Below are 19726 nucleotides of genomic sequence, written 5' to 3' on the forward strand. Positions count from 1 at the left end.
AGGTTTGTGATCACACCCAGCGAAACACCGCTGCGGCGTAGATCAGGCAAACAATCAGTGCATAGGGTTGGCCGGCGCCGACCAATCCAAGCCAGGCCAAATTGATGAAGGCCGAGCCCAGAAGCGTGATGAAAAGCCGATCACCGCGCGTTGTCTCGATCCGCAAGACGCCGATGCGCGGCGTCTCTGGGAATTTGATCGCCAGCACCGTGAAGGTGACCAGCAGTGAGGCGATGACGGCGAAAAAGATCGCGGTCGGCCAGGTCCATGCCATCCAGTCCATAATGTTTTCCTCCTCAGACCCGGCCCAGGGCAAAGCCCTTGGCGATGTAGTTGCGTACGAAATAGATGACCAAGGCCCCGGGCAGGATCGTCAGGATGCCCGCTGCGGCCAGCACGCCCCAGTCGATGCCGGAGGCGCCTTGCGTGCGGGTCATGATCGCCGCGATGGGCTTGGCGTCGACAGTGGTCAGGGTGCGGCTGAGCAGCAGCTCGACCCATGAGAACATGAAGCAGAAGAAGGCGGCGACACCGATGCCCGATGCCACCAGCGGCATGAAGATTTTCACGAAGAAGCGCCCGAACGAGTAGCCATCAATATAGGCGGTCTCGTCAATCTCTTTCGGCACGCCGCGCATGAAACCTTCGAGAATCCAGACCGCGAGCGGTACGTTGAACAGGCAGTGCGCCAGGGCCACGGCGATGTGTGTGTCGAAAAGACCGATGCTGGAGTAGAGCTGAAAGAACGGCAGGGCAAAGACCGCGGGCGGCGCCATACGGTTAGTCAAGAGCCAGAAGAACAGGTGCTTGTCGCCCATAAAGCTGTAGCGCGAAAAGGCATATGCCGCAGGCAAGGCCACCGCGAGGCTGATCACCGTGTTCATGGTCACGTAGATCAGCGAATTCACATAGCCCATGTACCATGCCGGATCTGTCAGGATCGTGGCATAGTTGGCAAAGGTCAGATCGCGCGGCCAGAGCGTGAACGAGTTCAGGATCTCGGTATTGGTCTTCAGGCTCATGTTCAGCAGCCAGTAGATCGGCAGCAACAGGAACAGAAGGTAAAGCGTCATCACCACGGCCCGGCTGTTGATCTTCGGCAGGGCTCGGGAGCGCGGCGCAGTTTGGGAAACGGATGCGTCGGTCATGTCAGCTCTCCCGCTTATCGAGGTTGACCATTACGGTGTAGAACACCCACGAGATCAGCAGGATCACGAGGAAATACATCAACGAGAAGGCCGCCGCTGGTCCAAGATCAAACTGACCCAAGGCCATCTTCACCAAATCGATCGACAGCAGCGTGGTGGCGTTGCCGGGGCCGCCGCCGGTGACAACGAACGGCTCGGTGTAGATCATGAAGCTGTCCATGAAGCGCAGCAGGATCGCGATCATCAACACGCCCGCCATCTTCGGCAGTTCGATAAAGCGGAACACCTTCCAGCGTGAGGCCTGATCAATCTTGGCCGCTTGATAATATGCGTCGGGGATCGACTTGAGCCCGGCAAAAGCCAGCAGCGCGACCAGAGATGTCCAGTGCCAGACATCCATGACGACGATGGTGATCCACGCGGCCATCGTGTCCTGCGTATAGTTGTAATTGATACCCAGCGCGTCGAGCACATAGCCGAGCAGGCCGATGTCAACGCGGCCAAAGATTTGCCAGATGGTGCCGACCACGTTCCAGGGGATCAGCAAGGGAAGGGACATCAGCACAAGGCAGAACGAGGACCAAAAGCCGGACTTCGGCATGTTGAGCGCGACAAAGATGCCCAAAGGGACTTCGATCGCCAGAATGATCGCCGAGAATAAAAGTTGCCGGCTCAGCGCGTCCCACATCCTCTGGGAGGACAGCATTTCCTGAAACCACTCCAGACCCGCCCAGAAGAACTGGTTGTTTCCAAAGGTATCCTGCACCGAATAATTGACCACGGTCATCAGCGGGATCACCGCCGAAAAGGCCACAAGGATCAACACGGGCAGGACAAGGAACCATGCCTTTTGATTGACGGTCTTTTCCATTATTTTCCTCCCTCCCCGGAGGATTGCGCCTCGGAGCGCAGCGAAAGGTCCGGGCTCTGGTCCAGAAAGCGGTCAAGCAGCCTGATCTGCCGCTCCATGAGTTGTTGGGGTGTCAGGATAGGCCGACTCTCCATTACGCGGCCTCGCCCTGCACGCGCCAATCGTTGGCGTAGACATTCACATGCGACGGATCAAAGCTGACGCGGTTCATATCGGCGCTGATGTGGTCGTCTTCACCTGCGATGATATTGACGTCATGGCCAAAGAATTCGGCGCGGATGATCTTGTGGCGACCGACATCTTCGACCCGCCGCACCGTGACCGGCATACCGCCGGATTGGGACAGCCGGACAAATTCGGGGCGCACGCCGATTTCGACCTTGCCCTCAAGCGGGCCATAGCCCTGTGCCAACGGCAATTCGGTGCCGTCGATATAGGCTTTGTTGCCTTCGACCCGAGCCGGGATCACGTTCATGCCGGGCGAGCCGATGAAGTAACCCACAAAGGTATGCTCGGGTCGTTCAAACAGCTCTTCCGGTGTGCCGATCTGCACCACGCGGCCATCGTACATGACCACCACCTTGTCGGCAAAGGTCAGCGCCTCGGTCTGATCGTGCGTGACGTAGATCATGGTGTGGCCAAAGTCGTGATGCAGCCGCTTCAACTGGGTGCGCAGTTCCCACTTCATATGCGGGTCGATCACGGTCAGCGGTTCGTCGAACAGCAGCGCGTTCACATCCTTGCGCACCATGCCGCGCCCCAAAGAAATCTTTTGCTTGGCGTCGGCGGTCAAGCCGCGGGCCTTCTTGGACAGCATCTCTTCCATGCCGATCATCCGCGCGATTTCCTGAACGCGCTCAGCGACGTAGGCCTCATCCCGGCCACGGTTGCGCAGCGGAAAGGCCAGATTGTCATGCACCGTCATGGTGTCGTAGACGACCGGAAACTGGAACACCTGCGCGATGTTGCGCTCGGCTGTGGGGGCGTTGGTTACGTCCTTGCCGTCGAACAGGATGCGCCCCTGCGATGGGTGCAGCAGCCCCGAGATGATGTTGAGCAGCGTGGACTTGCCACATCCGGACGATCCGAGCAGCGCATAGGCCGCGCCGTCCTCCCAATCGTGATTGAGCTCTTTCAAGGCATAGTCGTCGCCCGACTTCGGGTTCGGCAAATAAGAGTGCGCGAGGTTATCAAGTGTGATCTTGGCCATGTGGTCCTCCCTCAGGCAGCGACGGCATAGGCAGCGGGCGCAACCAGCCCGCCATCTTCGCCGAACACATAGATGTGGCGCGGGTCCAGCCAGACCTGGAGCGTTTCGCCCAAGGCCAGATCATGTACGCCGTGGATCAAGCCGACCCAGCGTTCGCCGTCATGGTCGAGGTGGATAAATGTCTCGGACCCGGTCAGTTCGGTCACCGTCAGTTTGGTATTGAATGCCAGGGCGTCCTCGGCGTGCTTGCCAATCTCAAGGTGGTTTGGGCGAAAACCGGCAGTGTAGCGCCCGTCCGGCAAATCGGCCAGTTTGCCAGTGGCGGCCGCGCTTTGCCCTTCACCGAACATCAGGCGCCCGCCCGTCTTGGAAATCTGCAGAAAGTTCATCGGCGGATCCGAGAAAACCCGCGCCGTGGTCGCGTTGACCGGCTGACGATAGACGTCCGGCGTCAGCCCGAACTGGGTGACTTCGCCTTCCCAAAGCGTGGCGGTGTTCCCGCCCAGCAAAAGGGCCTCTTCCGGCTCGGTCGTGGCGTAGACAAAGATTGCGCCCGAGGCTTCAAAGATCTTGGGAATCTCGACCCGAAGTTCTTCGCGCAGTTTGTAATCGAGGTTGGCCAGCGGTTCATCCAGCAGGACCAGACCTGCGTTCTTGACCAAGGCGCGGGCAAGGGCGCAGCGCTGCTGCTGGCCGCCCGAAAGCTCAAGCGGTTTGCGCTTGAGCATCGGCGTCAGTTGCATCAATTCGGCCGTTTCGCGCACGCGGCGGTCGATCTCGGCCTTGTCGGCGCCCATCAGCTTCATCGGCGAGGCGATATTGTCGTAAACCGTCATCGACGGATAGTTGATGAATTGCTGGTAGACCATGGCAACCTTGCGGTCCTGAACACGCTTGCCGGTCACGTCCTTGCCCTGCCAGATGATCTGGCCGGTGGCGGGCACATCAAGCCCGGCCATCAAGCGCATCAGCGACGTCTTGCCCGACAGCGTCGGCCCCAGCAGCACGTTCATCGTGCCCTTTTCCAGCGTAAGATCAGTCGGATAGATATGAGTCCGCCCATCCACGACTTTTGACACGCCTTTTAGCTCCAGCGTCATCAGGTCTTCCTCCCTATTCCGCCGCAGCGGCTGTGGATTTGCGGCGCTTTGCCATCCACGTGTCCAGTTTGCTGATTTCAGCCGCACTCAGGCGCAGCCCCAGCTTGTTGCGTCGCCACACCACGTCCTGCGCGGTGCGTGCATATTCCTTGTCCATCAACCAGACGATTTCGGCCTCTGTCAGCGTTGCGCCAAAGCTTTCGCCAAGATCTTCGGCAGTCTTGGCCTTGCCCAGAACCTCTGGCGCCTCGGTGCCATAGGCGCGCACAAGGCGGCGCGCCCAGAAAACGGTCAAAAAGCCGAAACGCGCGCGCAAGTCGGCAACAAGCGCGTCAAACCCGTCGACTGGAAAATCCCCACCGGGCAGCGGCACCCGCGCGGTCCAGGGGCCAGGCACGTTGGGCAGTTGCTGCGCGATCTTCTCAAGCGCGCTTTCGGCAAGCCGGCGATAGGTGGTGATCTTGCCGCCAAAGATATTCAGGATCGGCGCGCCGCCCTCAGCGTCCACCTTCAAGGTGTAATCCCGGGTTGCCGCCGTGGCACTGGAGGCGCCGTCGTCGTAAAGCGGCCGCACCCCGGAGTAGGTCCAGACCACATCCTCGTCCGAGATATCCTGTGCAAAATACTGGTTCGCAAAGTCGATCAGATAGCGCTGTTCCTCGGGCGTACATACGGGCGGGGTTGCCGGGTCGCTGTGCTCGGCGTCCGTGGTGCCAATCAGGGTGAAATCCGTCTCGTAGGGGATGGCAAAGATGATGCGCCCATCGGTGCCTTGGAAGAAGTAACACTTGTCGTGGTCGTAAAGCTTGCGAGTGACGATGTGCGATCCGCGCACCAGCCGCACGCCTTCACGCGAATTCAGCCGGACTTTGGTCTGGATGACGTCGCCGACCCACGGTCCCCCTGCGTTTACCAGCATTTTGGCGTAATGCGTGGTCACGGTCTCGTTTTCGGTATTTTGCGTTTCTATGCGCCACAAATCTCCGTCACGTGCCGCCGAAAGGACTTTGGTGCGCGTCATGATCTGCGCTCCGCGCGCTTCCGCATCGCGGGCGTTCAGCACCACAAGGCGCGAATCCTCGACCCAGCAATCGGAATATTCAAAGGCTTTTTCAAACCGTTGTTCCAGTGGCGCGCCTTCTATTGTTCCCTTCAGAGACAGCGATGTTGTACCAGGAAGGATTTGGCGCCCACCAAGATTGTCGTACATGAAAAGCCCCAAACGGATCAGCCACGCGGGGCGACGACCCTTCATCCACGGCATCGCAAGGCTGAGCAGGCGCGACGTGGGCGTTTCCGAATCGAACCGCATATCTTTATGGAAAGGCAAGACAAAACGCATGGGCCAGCTTATATGCGGCATGGCGCTCAGCAGAACTTCGCGTTCGATCAGGGCTTCGCGCACCAGCCGAAATTCGAAATATTCGAGATAGCGCAGACCACCATGAAACAGCTTGGTCGATGCCGAGGACGTGGCCGAGGCAAGGTCGTTCATTTCGGCCAAAGTCACACTCAGGCCCCGCCCGGCGGCGTCGCGCGCAATGCCGCATCCATTGATGCCGCCACCGATGATGAACAGATCGGTCGTGCTGATATCAGCGGAGCCTGCCACGCGAATCCTCCCCTTGCGTAAGCTGTGCCAATGGATGCCAGAGAGCGTTCATAATCGCAACGAAAAATGTTCGAATCTTTTCGTTTTTTCGCAAAGCCCTGATATCAGGGCCATTTCTGGGGGGAATTCGCGCGATACAATAATCTTTTGACGCAAAAATGTTCGAAATTCATTGCAAATCCTGCATGACATGCCGCAATCTGGTTCAAAAAACTGCGTAATGGCGCTGTTTCGAAAAGGAACGAAAATTTATGTCTCAGACCTTTCGGCACCCGGAAATTCTGGAATTCGCCCGTCGGGATGGCAAGGTCACGGTTGAAGGCCTGGCCGAACATTTTGGCGTGACCCTTCAGACGATCCGGCGCGACTTGTCCGATCTGGCCGAGGCGGGGCGTTTGGAACGTGTGCACGGCGGCGCGGTGCTGCCGTCAGGAACGACGAATATCGGGTATGAAGAGCGCCGGTCGCTCAACGCCGAGGCCAAGACGGCGATAGCCCGTGCTTGTGCGGCGCGCATTCCCAATGACATCTCTTTGTTTCTGAACATCGGCACCAGCACAGAGGCCGTTGCACAGGAATTGCGGCATCACCGCAATCTTCTGGTGGTGACGAACAACATGAACGTGGCCAATATTCTGGTGTCCAATCCCGAGTGCGAGATTATTGTGACTGGTGGCCAGCTGCGCCGGGCTGATGGCGGGCTGGTCGGCAATCTGGCCGCCGAGACGATCCGTCAGTTCAAATTCGATCTGGCCGTGGTTGGCTGTTCAGCGCTGGACCGCGATGGCGATATGCTGGACTTCGACATTCAGGAAATCAGCGTGAGCCAGACCATTCTGCGGCAGTCGCGCAAGACCTTCCTTGTGGCCGATCATTCCAAGTTCAAACGCAGCGCCCCGGCCAAGATCGCCTCTCTGGCCGAGATTGATACGTTTTTCTCGGATGTTGCCTTGCCGCCGGATTTGATACGGTCCTGTGAAGGGTGGGGAACCGAGGTTGTGATCTCTCACAGGGGCGGATCAGCGCGACGTACGTTGCGGGGTATTTCCCCCTGACGCCATTTTGAGTGCACCCATTTCTGTGATGCGATAGTTTGCAAGGAAAGCGGGCCAACTGCCCGCCGCAGGCAAGGGGTCAGGCTGGCTGATGGGCGATAAGACACTTCGAAACTGGGTCATAGTGGCGCTAACCAGCGCATCCGTGTTGAGCCTTCCTTGCGCGGGTTTTTCGCAAGAGCAAGGGTTTCCGCCGGCCCCGCCCAGCTTTGCCGAAGTTGATCCGGCAGAAGCCGAACTTGGTTGGTTGCTGTTCTACGATCCGATCCTGTCCGGCAGCAAGGAAGTTGCCTGCGCCACTTGCCATCATCCGCGTTTTGGCACGTCGGATGGGCTGTCGCTGGGTTTGGGTGACGGGGCGCATGGGCTTGGACCTGATCGCAAGCCGGACCCGAAAAACATGCCGGAAGAACGCGTGCCGCGCAACGCCACCGCCCTGTTCAACCTTGGTGCTGCCGAGTTCACCCATATGTTTCATGATGGCCGGCTTGAGGCGGATCCATCACGACCCTCGGGCCTGCGCACCCCGCTTGAGGATGATATGGTCGTCGGGTTTGACTCGGCCCTTGCGGCGCAGGCTATGTTTCCGGTTCTTTCGCCTGATGAAATGGCCGGCCACTATTCCGAGAACGATATCGCACAGGCCGTGCGGCAGGGATTTCTGACCGGGGAAAATGGCGCTTGGGAGAAAATTTCCGCCCGGGTGGCGGCCATCCCTGACTATCGGCAGCGCTTTGATGCCGTGATCGGGGCAGGGGAGGCGATCCATTTCACCGACATCGCCAATGCCATCGCCGCCTTTATCAGTGTCGAGTGGCGCGCCGATGACAGCCCTTTTGATCGCTATCTGCGTGACGGGGCGCCTTTGCAGGCGCAGGCCATGGCGGGGTTAAAGCTGTTTTACGGAAAGGGAGGATGCAGCAGGTGCCATTCCGGCCCGTTCCAAACCGATCACCAATTCCATGCCATTGCCATGCCGCAGATCGGCCCTGGCAAGAAAGGGCGCTTTGAAAGCCATTATCACGATATGGGCAGAATGCGGGTGACCGGCCGCCCCGAGGATGCGTATCGCTTTCGAACGCCGCCGCTGCGTAACGTGACCCAGACCGCGCCCTATGGCCACGACGGTGCCTACGCCACGCTTGAGGCGGTGGTGCGCCATCATCTTGATCCGGTTGCCTCGTTGCGGGCCTATGACCCTGCGCAGGCTCTGCTGCCGGACTTGCCCGGACATGATGATTGGCTTGCAATTTCCGACACCAATGAGCTTTCGGCGATCGCGGCGGCGAATGAACTGGAACCGCTGGCGTTGACCGAGGCTGAGATTGCGCAACTGGTTGCCTTTCTAGGGGCTCTGACGGACGATCAAAGCCTGAAAGGTCGGCGCGGCGTGCCCAAATCAGTGCCCAGCGGATTGCCTGTTGATCAGTAAAGCCTGGACAGGTTCAATGTGGTGTCATCGCGGGTAACGCGCATGGCTTGACCCGATTGAACCTCTGTCCAGGCGCTGGCGGTGCCGTCTGGCCAGATCACACGCAGCCGAGCGGTGCTGGCACCGCCCATGCCAAAATGCTCGGGACCAGCCGAGCCGCCCGCGTGCCCCCCACCGACAGTGATTTCCCGCGATTGAACCTTGCCGCCGACCTCCAGTTCGATCCAGGCGCCAACCGCAAAAGGGTTGGGCGCGGGTTGCTGCAATTCAACCGCCAGCCAGTTCCCTGTGCCCTTTGTGGTATTGTGATAGATTTCCATCGGGGCACGGCGGTTCACCACCGCCAGATCCAGCAACCCATCCTTGTTCAAGTCGACAAGCGCGGCCCCGCGGCCTCGCGCCATGCTGGCAATCCCCGCAGCGTCGCCCGCTTCGACAAAGCTGCCATCCGGTGTCTGGATCAGCAGATTGTTGGGGTCTTTCATGGCGTTGCCGGGCATTTGTTCGACGTTGCCCTTGGCCACGAAGATATCGTCAAGCCCGTCATTCTGAACATCCCCAAAGCCTACATGCCACCCGGTCGAGGGGCGACCGTCATCGCCGATGAACGGACGATGTGCCGTGGTGCCACGGTCATAAGTCGCGTCCTTGTAGCTGGGGCCGCTGGCTTCTGGCACAAGGCTTTGCAGATGCTGATCACCCATCGAGGTCAGATAGACTTCGGGCAGCCCGTCACCCGTCAGGTCGCGCTGCGCGATGCCCATGCCCCACAGGCTGAAATGCGCCCAGCCATCAGCCTCGGTATACAGGCGCGGCCGCGGTTCCATGGCCCACATCTGCTCTTCTCCGGCGCGGACGTAGTAATGGCGGTCATTGCTGATCCGCAGATCGGCGCGGCCCTTGCGGCCCCAGTCGGTGAACAGGATCGACAAGCTGCAATAGCCGGGTGACAGTGGCAGCGGCTGGGCATAACCGCCGTCTATCGGGCGCAGCAGGAAATTGTCGTCGCAGGCCTCGAACGGGCCATCCGGTGCGGCGCGGTCGACATAGTTGCCAAACGCCATGGTGGGCAGGCTTTGCCCGGTCTCCCAGGTGGCGGAAAAGGCAGTGGTCCAACCCAGCCCAAGATCGGCTTTGAGATCCGCAAAAGGGCTGAATTGACAAGACCCGTGACCTTGCAGCGCGATATTCTGTCCGACCCGCAAAACCATGAGGTCAAGAATGCCGTCACTGTCGATATCTAGTGGATAGGCTCCGGTGACGCCCGTCAGCGCAAGGGTTGGCGGCGTGCCATCCTCAAAGGTAAGCGGGCCGCCGGGGTCAGAGTGATTGATCAGCAGCCTTGCCGGGTTTTCGCCGCCAGCGGCATAAAGTTCAGGCAGGTGATCGCCGTTGCAGTCAAAGGCCGCAAGGCCGCCGCCGACAAAGTGTTCCCAACCTCCGGTGTATTGATGTTCAAAGGGTAGAGCGGCGGGTTCAAAGCGCGGCTCAGCGCAAGCCGTCGAAGCGGCAATTCCAAGAATGAGTGTAAGTTTGTGCAAAACCACGATGCCTTGGCCTTTAGATATCCTGATCCGCTGGCAGTAAAACCAGATCGCGGACCGTCACGTTGGCGGGGCGCGTGATCATGAACATGAAGGCTTCGGCCACGTCTTCGCAGCGCAGGCCCGCGCGGGCGGCCACTTGTCGTTCGATTTCTTCCGGCGTGATAGCGCCCCAAAGCTCGTTCAGTACAATGCCGGGGGCAAGCGCGCCGACCCGGATATGGTGCTTGGAGACCTGCCGCCGTACCCCGTGCACAAAGGCCTGAACCGCGTGTTTGGAGGCGGAATAGACCGGCTCCCACTGGATGGCCTGATGGCCGGCGACGGAACTGGTCACGACAATCTCGCCGCCGCCGCGTTCGATCATGCCGGGCAGAACCCGCCGAACGCAGCGAAAGACCGCCGTAACATTGACCTGCACAGTGGCCTCAATTTGTTCTGGGTCGCTGTCTATCAGATCGCCGGGCAGATACAGCCCCGCGTTGGCGTGCAGGATATCAATTCCGCCAAGGGCGGTTTCTGCCTGCTCAATCATCCGGTCGAGTTCGGAGGGGATGGCAAGATCGGCGGGAATGACCGGGTGCTCCGGCCCAAGCTCGGCGGCAAGTTGATCCAACCGCTGTTTGGAGCGACCGGTCAGGGCCACGCGCACACCATTTCGGGCCAATGTGCGGGCGACGGCTCGGCCGATGCCGCTGCTGGCGCCGGTGACCAGCGCTGTCTTTCCGGTAAGATCATTCATCGCACGTTCCTTCCCTTGCGGATGTCTTTCAGCGCCTTTGCCGGTTGGCGCTGAAAGACTGGGTTGGTCTCAGCGGTTGGTTGCACCCGGTCCGGGGACAACCCCTTCGGGGCATTTCCCGGCAATGATCATCCCAAGGATATCATCATGCGAAACCGCATCGACCGGTGTCGTCCCGACGATCTGGCCGTTTTTCATAACCGTGATCCGATCCGCCAGATCAGACACATCGTGCAGGTCATGACTGATCAGGAAGATGCCGATGCCTTCGGCCTTAAGCTGTTTGATCAACTCGGCCACCTGCGCGGTTTCCTGAGGGCCAAGCGCGGCGGTCGGTTCGTCCATGATCAGGATGCGCGCGTTGAAGTGGATTGCGCGGGCGATCGCGACGGACTGGCGCTGACCACCGGACAGGGATTTGACCGGTTCCTTGAAGCGCTGGAAGTTTGGATTCAAACGTCCCATCACCTCGCGGCACTGGGCCTCCATTGCGACGTCGTCAAGCGTGCCGAACTTGGTCAGGATTTCCCGGCCAAGGTACAGGTTCGCTGCCGCATCGACATTGTCCGCAAGCGCAAGTGTCTGATAGATCGTTTCGATCCCCAGATCCTTGGCGTCCCTTGGGTTGTTGATCTCGGCGAGTTTGCCATCGACGTAGATCTCTCCGTGATCGCGCTGATAGGCGCCGGAGAGGATCTTGATCAGCGTTGATTTCCCCGCGCCGTTGTGGCCCAGCAGGCCCACGACTTCACCGGGGTACAGATCGACACTGGCGTGATCCACCGCTTTGATCCCGCCAAAGGCAATGGAGATATCGCGCATTTCAATAAGGGGCACTGTCATCTGATCTCTCCTCACTTGATCCGCCGGCGGTAAACTTGATCGACCCAGACGGCGAAGACGAGCACGCCGCCCACGACCATATCCTTGTAGGCGGATTCGAAGTTCAGCAGGGTCATGCCTGATTGCAGGGACTGCATCACAAGCGCGCCAAGAACCGCGCCATAGATCGTGCCCAGGCCGCCCGACAAGGATGTTCCGCCAATCACGGCGGCGGCGATGACGTAGAGTTCGTCAAACAGGCCAAGCGCGTTGCTGGCCGCGTTCAGGCGCCCGGTCGAGATACAGGCCGACATGCCCGCCAGCATTCCCATCACGGCAAAGGTTGCGACGGTCAGGAGTTTGGTGTTGATGCCCGCCAGTTCGGCGGCTTCGGGGTTGCCGCCCGCGGCATAGATGTAGCGGCCAAACTTGGTCCGGGTCGACAGGAAGGTCATGACGATGGCGACGCCAAGCGCGATCAGCACCGGGATGGCGTAGCCGAACGAGATATCAAAACCGCCGTCGGGGATGGTGATGTTTTCCTGCTTTGCCCAGCGGTTCACAACGCCTTTGGGCCAGTAATAGCGGTTGATAACTGCCGTTGCGCCCAACAGAACGACGCAGCCGGTGATCGCGAGAAAGGCCTCGGCCCACATCGGGCGCAGCGGGAAATTGAAGCGGCGACGCTGGCTGCGGCCATAGACGATGCCCATGACGACACCGGCGCAGGCGATCACGGCCAGAACCCAGCTTGCCGTGAACCCGATCGAGCCGGGGGTCGTGCCGGATATGCCGCCGCCGATCAGCTTGAAGGTCGCATCCATGGGGGCAACGGTTTCGCCCCGGATCACCGCCCATGACGCGCCGCGCCAAAAGATCAGCCCGCCCAGCGTGACGATGAAAGCCGGGATGCCGGCATAGGCGATCAATAGTCCGTGGAAGGCTCCGATCGTGCCGCCCAGCAAAAGGGCGACTAGAACGGCGATAGGCCAGATCATAGGGTGACCGATCGGCAGGCCAAGCGCGGGCAGCCAGAAGACTTGCAGACTGCCGATCACAACCGCCACAAAGGCCAGGATAGAACCGACCGACAGGTCGATATGGCGCATCACGATGATCAGAACCATGCCCGTCGCCATGACCGCAATCGAGGAGGTCTGGACCAGCAGCGTCCAAAGGTTGCGGGGGGTCAGAAATGTCCCGCCGAACAGGCCGTCGCTCGGGCGCAAGATCCCGCTGTAGATGTCAAAGCCGACCCAGATCACCACGAGGGCGGCAATCATCCCCAGAATGCGCGAGTCGATTTCGGTGGCGCGCAGAAAACGTGTGATCGCGCCATCACCTTTGCCTTCTGCCAAGCGTTTGGTCTCTGCAGAATCGGACATGAAAGCCCCCTCAAGTCGTTCCGTTTATTTTTCTGATACAGATAGAAATATCTCCGCGGCTCCCAAAAAACGGGAGCCGCGGGTCTGTACTGTCGCTATCAGGCGATCAGTTGCAGGCAGTCACTGCCGGGTCGGTCACGCCAGCGCAGGCCTTCTCTTTCGAGATCCAGCCGCCGTCGATCACTTCGGCCAGCTTGTCCTGAGTGATCGCATTCGGCTCGATCAGAACAGCGTTCACTTCCACACCCTTGGGGCCGCCCGAGAAGGTGCCAACGCCCGGAAGATCCGCCAGCGCGGTGCCGTCTGCGATCATGTTCGCAAACTCGGCCGCTTTGGCGCCAAGAACGCGCGCATCTTTCCAGACGGACACCAGTTGGGTGCCGGTGGCCACGCGGTTCAGCGCGGCATGGTCGCCGTCCTGACCGGTCACCGGAACGCTGCCCGCCATACCCTGTGCTTCGAGCGCGGCAACGATACCGCTGGCCATGCCGTCATTCTCCGAGACAACGGCGTCGATTTCGTTGTTGTTGGCCGCAAGGCACTGTTCCATATTGGCCTGCGCCTGATCCGGCTTCCAACCGTCGGTGAAGGTTTCGCAGGTGTTCACGATCTTGCCGGACTCGATGTTCGGCCCAAGCACTTCCATGATCCCTTGGAACAGGAAGGTGGCGTTGGGGTCACCCTTGTCGCCTTTGATAAAGGCGAAATTGCCTTCGGACTTGCCCTTTTCCAGCATGGTTTTCGCCATCAAACGGCCCACGCCGACGTTGTCAAAGGTGACATACAGCGCGTTGGGGTCTTCGACGAGCACGTCATACGAGATCATCTTGACGCCGCTGTCGGCCGCCAGCTGGAACGACGGAAGGATGGCGTCCGAGTCCATGGCAACCACCAGAATGACGTCAACGCCCTGGTTGACCAGGCCTTCGATGTCAGCGGCCTGCTTGGTCACAGACAGCTGTGCGTCGGCGGACACGTAGGTGTTGCCGGCTGCTTCGACGACTTCCTTGATCGCGGCTTCGTCGGTCTTCCAGCGTTCTTCCTGGAACGTTTTCCAGGATACCGCGATAACCTTGCCTTCTGCCGCGGCCATGCCGGTCATGGACGCCATGATGCTGGCGCTCGCGAGGAGCGCCTTTATTGCTTTGTTCATAATTTCTCCTCCCAGTGCTTGCGCACCTATTGTTGCCCCAAGGTCCTCCAACCCCGGTTGCGGGCCCTTTACTTCGAGCCTCAAAAAAACTCTTGCTCAACGATCTTACTCTGTCAAGATTGTTTGTAGTCGATCCAATCATTTGCGATGTGGAGTGCCGCGCTGCGGAACTTTTGCAATTGGGTGGCGGGGAAAGTAGAACAATGAATGTGATCGCGCGCTCCGATGATTTGCGCAGGGAAAATCAACGACGTATCCTTTTGGCGCTTTTGCGGAGCGCTCCGCTGTCGCGCACGGGGCTGGCCGCTGCGACAGGGCTGAGCGCGTCGACGGTGACGGCAATCACTTCGGATCTGCTGGAAGCGGGGCAGTTGATCGAATCAAACGCCGAGGCGGTCGGCGCCTTGAAACCCGCGGCGCGGCGCGGTCGCCCGCAGGTCGCGCTGGCGCGAAATCCGGCTGCGGCGAGCATTGCGGCCCTGACGATCACCGTGAACGAACTTCGCGCCGATCTGGTGGATTACGCCGGAGACACGGTTTGCGGCCTGCGGCTTTCTGTTGGCACCCAGTCTTTGGGGCGTGAGGCCTTTGTCCAAAACCTGATTGATCTGGTGAAACAACTTTTGGTGTCGGCGCCGCCGGGCAGCGGGCCATTGTCCTACATCGCGGTCAGCGTACAGGGCGTCGTCGATGCGGCAGGGCAGGTCTTGAACTGGTCTCCACTTTCGTCGCACCGTGATATCGAATTGGCCGCGGGCTTGTCGCAGGCCTTTGGCGTCAGCGCGTCTTTGATGAACGATACGAACATGATCGCCAATGCGCTGCGCCACCGCGAACCCGAGCGCTTTCAAAAGAACTTTGCTGTGGTTCTGCTTTCTTATGGCATTGGTATGGGGCTGGTCCTGAACGGTCAGGTCTTCGCGGGGGCGAAAACCTCGGGGGCGGAGTTTGGCCATATGTGCCATATCATCGATGGCGCTCTGTGCCGTTGTGGTCGTCGGGGCTGTATCGAAGCCTATGCCAGCGAGTATGGCATCTGGCGAACGGCGACAGGCGCCGATCAGCACCATATGCCCCAGCACGCGCCCAGCCAGGAAACGATGGCGCAGATTGCCCGGCAGGCGATGCAGGGGGATGCGGCGCCGATCAACGCCTACACCGCGGCCAGTCAGGCACTTGGGCATGGTCTGCTCAACCTGTTCGCATTGATCGATCCAATTCCTGTGGCCTTTGTCGGCTCGGGTATATTGGCCTTTGATCTGATGGAGCCGATCATCCGCAAAACTCTGTCTGGCCCAAGCATCGGGCTGCCGAATGAGGGGGTGCCGATGTATCGCTATACTGACAATCTGGATCTGATGTACGAAGGCACTATCTTTACCGGACTGTCGAAACTGGATCAGGATGTCGTGTCGAGCGAGGCGCATGCCTGACGGCTGCAGACGCAGAAAAGCGTAACTTTCCAACCCTTCGAGAACAGCATAGGTTGGCTTCATGTCCGATCCCGTAAACTTGCCCATTTCCGGCGAAAGCCTTGACGATTATCTTGCTTGCCCGTCCTGCGACGCGCTGTTGCGCGATCGCGATGTCGCGTCCGGCGAAACGGCCTATTGTCCGCGCTGCCACGCGGTGATCGAAGCCCCGCGTCGCCTTGCGATGACACGGATCATCATGCTGGCCCTTGCGGCGCTCATCCTGATGGTAGCAGCGATCTTCTTCCCGTTTTTGGAACTGGGCGCGGCGGGCATGGTGCGGCGCAGCACCCTGCTGGATACGGTCATGGCCTATTCGAACGGGATGACCGCGCCGCTGACGCTGGCCATGGCAGCGCTGATCGTTGTCTTGCCCGTCACGCGGTTTCTGGCGCTGCTTTATGTCATGGCTCCTATGGCGATTGGCTGGCACGCGCCCCGCCATGCCGCGCCGGCCTTTCGACTGGCCGAAGCGTTGCGCCCCTGGGCCATGGCCGAAGTGTTCATCGTAGGCGTCGCCGTTGCCTTGGTGAAGGTGGCGGGGCTGGCGCATGTCTCGCTTGGGCCGGCCTTCTGGGCATTCGCCGCACTGGTCCTTGTGACCGTGCTCAAGGACAATTTCATGAGTAGAGTGACGCTGTGGAAAACACTGGAAACCCGCCGCAGATCGTGACCGCGCATGATGCGGGCCTGATCGGCTGTACCCATTGCGGCAAGGTCTATCCTTCAGGCGCCGAACGCTGTTCGCGCTGCGGCTCGGCCCTGCACGCCCGCAAGGTTTCCGATCTTCAGGCGGTCTGGGCGTGGCTGTTTGCGGGCGTGGTGATCTATATCCCGGCGAACGTATATCCCATGCTCAGAACCTCGACTCTGGGCAAGACCTCCGAAAGCACTATCCTTGGAGGCGTGGTCGAGTTGATGCACCACGGGTCTTACGGTGTGGCGGCGATCGTCTTTGTCGCCTCCATAGTGATACCGATCGCGAAATTTGTCGCCATCGCCTTTCTGGCACTGTCTGCGACGCGGCGGGTTCGAATGCAGGCGCATCGGCGTCACAAGTTGTTCGAAATCGTCGAATTTATCGGGAGATGGTCCATGATCGACGTGTTTGTGGTGGCAATCCTGTCATCCCTTGTGCAACTGAACTTTGCAGCAACGATCAATCCCGGAATTGCGGCGATCAGCTTTGCGCTCTCTGTAGCGTTCACTATGCTTTCCGCGCTTAGTTTTGATGAACGCCTGATCTGGGATGCAGGCGATGGTACAGCCAAATGAGGGCTATCGGTAAATGACTGACCCACGTCCCGCCGAAATGGTGGTTGAAGGTCCCAAGCGCTCGATTTGGCGCAACCTGTCGCTTGTCTGGCTGGTGCCCCTGGCGGCCCTGGCCATCAGCTTGTTCATCGCCTGGCAAACCTGGGCCGAGCGCGGCCAGCGGATTGTTATCCATTTCGAAAACGCCGCCGGGATCGTCGCGGACGAAACCACTTTGCGCTACCGCGATGTCATCATCGGGGTGGTTGAAAACGTGGCGTTCTCTGATGATCTCAATTCGATTTCAGTCTCGGCGCGGATTGACCGGACAGTGGCCGAGTCGCTGCCTGCCGATGCGGAGTTCTGGGTCGTGCGGCCCGAAGTCTCGGCCAGCGGCATTTCCGGCCTGTCGACAGTATTGTCGGGCGTTTACATCCAGGTTGCCTTTGATCCTCAGCAGGGGGCCGCTGCGACAGACTTTGTCGGACTGGACAAAATCCCGCTGGTTGCGCCGGGGATGAAGGGCACGATGATCACCCTGCGCACCGCAAACGGCAACCATCTGACAGCAGGCGCGCCGATTTTCCACCGGGGGATCGAGGTTGGCAAGATCGAAACGCCGCAACTCATCGGTTCGGGCGATGGGGTGGTTGTCGATGCCTTTATCAACGCGCCGCATGATGCGCTTTTGACCTCGGCCACGCGTTTTTGGCAGACGCCGGGCATTTCGGTGAACTTTGGTCCGGGCGGGCTGAACCTGTCGGTTGGATCGCTGGCCAGTCTTGTGCGGGGCGGCTTGACATTTGACACGGTGTTTTCAGGCGGAACGCCAGTGGAGACCAGTCAGGTGTTCGACCTGTTCGAAGATGAAGAAACGGCGCGCGGCAGTGTCTTTAGCCAGAATATCGACAACGCGGTCGATCTGGTGGTCGAGTTTGATGAATCCGTGAGCGGCCTGACTGCTGGCGCACAGGTGGTATATCGCGGCGTGCGCATCGGCTCGGTCACCAGTCTGGGCGCTTATATCGAAGAAACCGACAATGGGCAGGAGGTGCGTTTGAGATCGACCATTTCCATCGATCCGCAGCGCCTTGGCCTGCCGCCCGAAGCTGCGCAGGAAGACGTGATCGCCTTTCTGGAAAATGCTGTTCAGAACGGATTGCGCGCGCGGCTGGGATCGCAAAGCATCTTCAGCCAGTCGCTTGTGGTTGAACTGATGGAAATGCCCGATGCTGCCCCCGCATCACTGACCTTTCCAGAAGACGGCGCGCCGGTCCTGCCGTCTGTACCCTCGGACTTGCCAGACATGGCTGCCACGGCTGAGGGGCTTTTGACCCGTATCAACAATCTGCCCGTCGAAGAGCTGATGCAGCAGGGGATTGCGACGCTGTCCTCCATCGAACGGCTGGCTGGCGATGAGAAGTTGCGTGCGGCGCCGGATGCCTTTGTCTCGCTGATGGATGATGCGCGCGGGCTGATCGGCAGCGAGGCGACACAGGCGTTGCCTGCCGAGCTCAGCGCTGCCGTGGCCGAGTTGCGTACCGTTTCCGAAGATCTGCGCAAAGCCGATGCGGTTGGTCAGCTGGTCTCGGCGCTTGATGCCGCTGAGCAGGCGGCCACTTCGGTCACTGGCGTGGCCGGGGACATCGAGAGCGCGACCAAGGATCTGCCAAAGCTGATTGCCGACCTGAGCGCACTGACTGAAAAGGCCAACTCGCTTGAGCTTGAGCAGTTCCTTGCCGCGGCCCAAGGGTTCTTGGACGGGGCCGACAAGCTGATCGACACCCCGGAAACGCGCGCGCTACCGCAAAGCCTGACCGCCGCATTGGACGAAGCGCGCGGCGCCCTGTCCGATCTTCGTGCGGGCGGTGTGGTCGAAAACACGAACGCCACGCTATCCTCCGCGCGCGATGCCGCGGCAGCTGTCGAAGAAGCCGTCAAGACTCTGCCTAGTCTTTCGGCCCGGATCGAACGCCTTGTTGGCGAGGCCGAACAGGTCATCGCAAGCTATGGAAGCCAATCCAGCTTTAGCCGGGAAACCGTCGCTTCGCTGCGCGAAGTGCGTCAGGCCGCTGAAGCGCTTTCCAAACTCGCCCGCGCGATCGAGCGCAATCCCAATTCCCTCTTGTTCGGACGATAATCATGTTTCGCATTCTCCTGCTCGCCACCGTGTTTCTGTCTGCCTGCGCCGGGGCCGATCAGCGGTTTTTGATCGACAGCGCCCCCGCTCCTGAGGCCAAAACCATGCGCTTGCGCGTCTCCACTCTGGAAGTTCGCGAAGTTTCCTTGCCCGCCTACGCCGAGGACTCGCAAATTCTGCTGGAGGATGCTGACGGCGCATTGACCCCTGCCGAGGGGGCGCTTTGGGCGGACGAACCGGTACGTGCGGTGACGCTGCTTTTGGTGGATCAGATTGGCCGGACAAGCAATGCAACCGTGGCTGCCGAGCCTTGGCCACTGGAGACTCCGGCACAGGCCGCCGTGCATGTGCGTGTCTCCGAGATGGTCGCCCGCGCGTCGGGGACTTTTGACCTCAAGGGCCAATTTGCCATCTCATCCTATGAACAGGTGGTGCGCGAGCGGATCAAGCGGTTTGAAATCTCGGTGCCCTTGAAGGCCACGACGCCAGCCGGGATTGCACAAGCCTCGGGCGCGGCGATGCAGCAGCTTGCAAGTGAAATCCTCAAGGAATTGTCGCGCTAACCTTTAGCGCAACCGGCTTTCAGTATTGCAGAATCCTGCGCAATCATTGCCCTGAACCGGTGCAAAACCCGGCACGCCGCGTACCGGGAAAAATCGGGAAAAACATCTTCCAGCCTAGTTGAAGGTGACGAATACACTATTTTCGTGTATTGGTTTTACGCGGCTTTACGTTACGCAAGGCTGGAATTGATATGTCTTCTTTATTCAAACTGACTTTGATGGG

The 19726-nt window shown here is 59.8% G+C and carries 18 protein-coding genes; 7 read left to right on the top strand and 11 right to left on the bottom strand.

Features of this window, described 5'->3' with window-relative positions; translation table 11 throughout:
* Positions 1–10: 10 nt before the first annotated feature.
* From ACOYQJ_RS22520 to glpD, 6 genes are all read right to left on the bottom strand, one after another.
* On the bottom strand, positions 11–283 hold the full coding sequence (locus ACOYQJ_RS22520) for a DUF2160 domain-containing protein (protein ID WP_422908173.1): 273 nt from the start codon (positions 281–283) through the stop codon (positions 11–13).
* A gap of 13 nt (positions 284–296) precedes the next feature.
* On the bottom strand, positions 297–1148 hold the full coding sequence (locus ACOYQJ_RS22525; protein ID WP_422908174.1) for a carbohydrate ABC transporter permease: 852 nt from the start codon (positions 1146–1148) through the stop codon (positions 297–299).
* 1 nt (position 1149) lies between these two features.
* Positions 1150–2019: a carbohydrate ABC transporter permease gene (locus ACOYQJ_RS22530; RefSeq protein ID WP_422908175.1), complete on the bottom strand. Its 870-nt coding sequence runs from the start codon at positions 2017–2019 to the stop codon at positions 1150–1152.
* A 133-nt stretch (positions 2020–2152) separates the two neighbouring features.
* A complete protein-coding gene (locus ACOYQJ_RS22535; protein WP_422908176.1) occupies positions 2153–3229 on the bottom strand; it encodes an ABC transporter ATP-binding protein in 1077 nt (358 codons plus the stop codon).
* An 11-nt stretch (positions 3230–3240) separates the two neighbouring features.
* Positions 3241–4329, bottom strand: coding sequence for an ABC transporter ATP-binding protein (locus ACOYQJ_RS22540; RefSeq protein ID WP_422908177.1), 1089 nt, complete (start codon positions 4327–4329; stop codon positions 3241–3243).
* A gap of 13 nt (positions 4330–4342) precedes the next feature.
* A complete protein-coding gene (glpD, locus tag ACOYQJ_RS22545; protein ID WP_422908178.1) occupies positions 4343–5941 on the bottom strand; it encodes a glycerol-3-phosphate dehydrogenase in 1599 nt (532 codons plus the stop codon).
* 251 nt (positions 5942–6192) lie between these two features.
* Between glpD and ACOYQJ_RS22550 the strand changes: the two genes are divergently transcribed.
* Both ACOYQJ_RS22550 and ACOYQJ_RS22555 read left to right on the top strand, forming a co-directional pair.
* A complete protein-coding gene (locus ACOYQJ_RS22550) occupies positions 6193–6996 on the top strand; it encodes a DeoR/GlpR family DNA-binding transcription regulator (RefSeq protein WP_422908179.1) in 804 nt (267 codons plus the stop codon).
* Positions 6997–7087: 91 nt separating this feature from the next.
* A complete protein-coding gene (locus ACOYQJ_RS22555; protein ID WP_422908180.1) occupies positions 7088–8428 on the top strand; it encodes a cytochrome-c peroxidase in 1341 nt (446 codons plus the stop codon).
* On the opposite strand, the gene ACOYQJ_RS22560 is transcribed toward ACOYQJ_RS22555, so the two are convergent.
* The 5 genes from ACOYQJ_RS22560 to ACOYQJ_RS22580 form a co-directional block, all read right to left on the bottom strand.
* The gene (locus ACOYQJ_RS22560) at positions 8422–9975 is read right to left on the bottom strand and encodes a CRTAC1 family protein (RefSeq protein ID WP_422908181.1); all 1554 of its coding nucleotides are present in this window, start codon (positions 9973–9975) and stop codon (positions 8422–8424) included. The genes ACOYQJ_RS22555 and ACOYQJ_RS22560 overlap by 7 nt on opposite strands.
* 13 nt (positions 9976–9988) lie before the next feature.
* Positions 9989–10714: an SDR family oxidoreductase gene (locus ACOYQJ_RS22565; protein WP_422908182.1), complete on the bottom strand. Its 726-nt coding sequence runs from the start codon at positions 10712–10714 to the stop codon at positions 9989–9991.
* A 69-nt stretch (positions 10715–10783) separates the two neighbouring features.
* Positions 10784–11557, bottom strand: a complete 774-nt coding sequence (locus ACOYQJ_RS22570; protein WP_422908183.1) for an ATP-binding cassette domain-containing protein — start codon at positions 11555–11557, stop codon at positions 10784–10786.
* Positions 11558–11568: 11 nt separating this feature from the next.
* Positions 11569–12921, bottom strand: a complete 1353-nt coding sequence (locus ACOYQJ_RS22575; protein WP_422908184.1) for a sugar ABC transporter permease — start codon at positions 12919–12921, stop codon at positions 11569–11571.
* 106 nt (positions 12922–13027) lie between these two features.
* Entirely contained in the window at positions 13028–14074 is a 1047-nt protein-coding gene (locus ACOYQJ_RS22580; RefSeq protein ID WP_422908185.1) for a substrate-binding domain-containing protein, read from the bottom strand.
* 203 nt (positions 14075–14277) lie between these two features.
* Between ACOYQJ_RS22580 and ACOYQJ_RS22585 the strand changes: the two genes are divergently transcribed.
* From ACOYQJ_RS22585 to ACOYQJ_RS22605, 5 genes are all read left to right on the top strand, one after another.
* Entirely contained in the window at positions 14278–15507 is a 1230-nt protein-coding gene (locus tag ACOYQJ_RS22585; protein WP_422908186.1) for an ROK family protein, read from the top strand.
* Positions 15508–15568: 61 nt separating this feature from the next.
* Positions 15569–16219 (top strand): paraquat-inducible protein A, encoded by a 651-nt coding sequence (locus ACOYQJ_RS22590; RefSeq protein WP_422908187.1) that lies wholly within the window; start codon positions 15569–15571, stop codon positions 16217–16219.
* Positions 16186–16821 (top strand): paraquat-inducible protein A, encoded by a 636-nt coding sequence (locus tag ACOYQJ_RS22595; RefSeq protein WP_422908188.1) that lies wholly within the window; start codon positions 16186–16188, stop codon positions 16819–16821. Before ACOYQJ_RS22590 ends, ACOYQJ_RS22595 begins: the two co-directional genes overlap by 34 nt.
* 13 nt (positions 16822–16834) lie before the next feature.
* Entirely contained in the window at positions 16835–18940 is a 2106-nt protein-coding gene (locus ACOYQJ_RS22600) for an MlaD family protein (protein ID WP_422908189.1), read from the top strand.
* Between the two features lie 2 nt (positions 18941–18942).
* Positions 18943–19503, top strand: a complete 561-nt coding sequence (locus tag ACOYQJ_RS22605; protein ID WP_422908190.1) for a PqiC family protein — start codon at positions 18943–18945, stop codon at positions 19501–19503.
* Positions 19504–19726: the final 223 nt, after the last annotated feature.

This window comes from Pacificoceanicola algae, from assembly GCF_049341065.1.
Taxonomy (GTDB): domain Bacteria; phylum Pseudomonadota; class Alphaproteobacteria; order Rhodobacterales; family Rhodobacteraceae; genus Pacificoceanicola.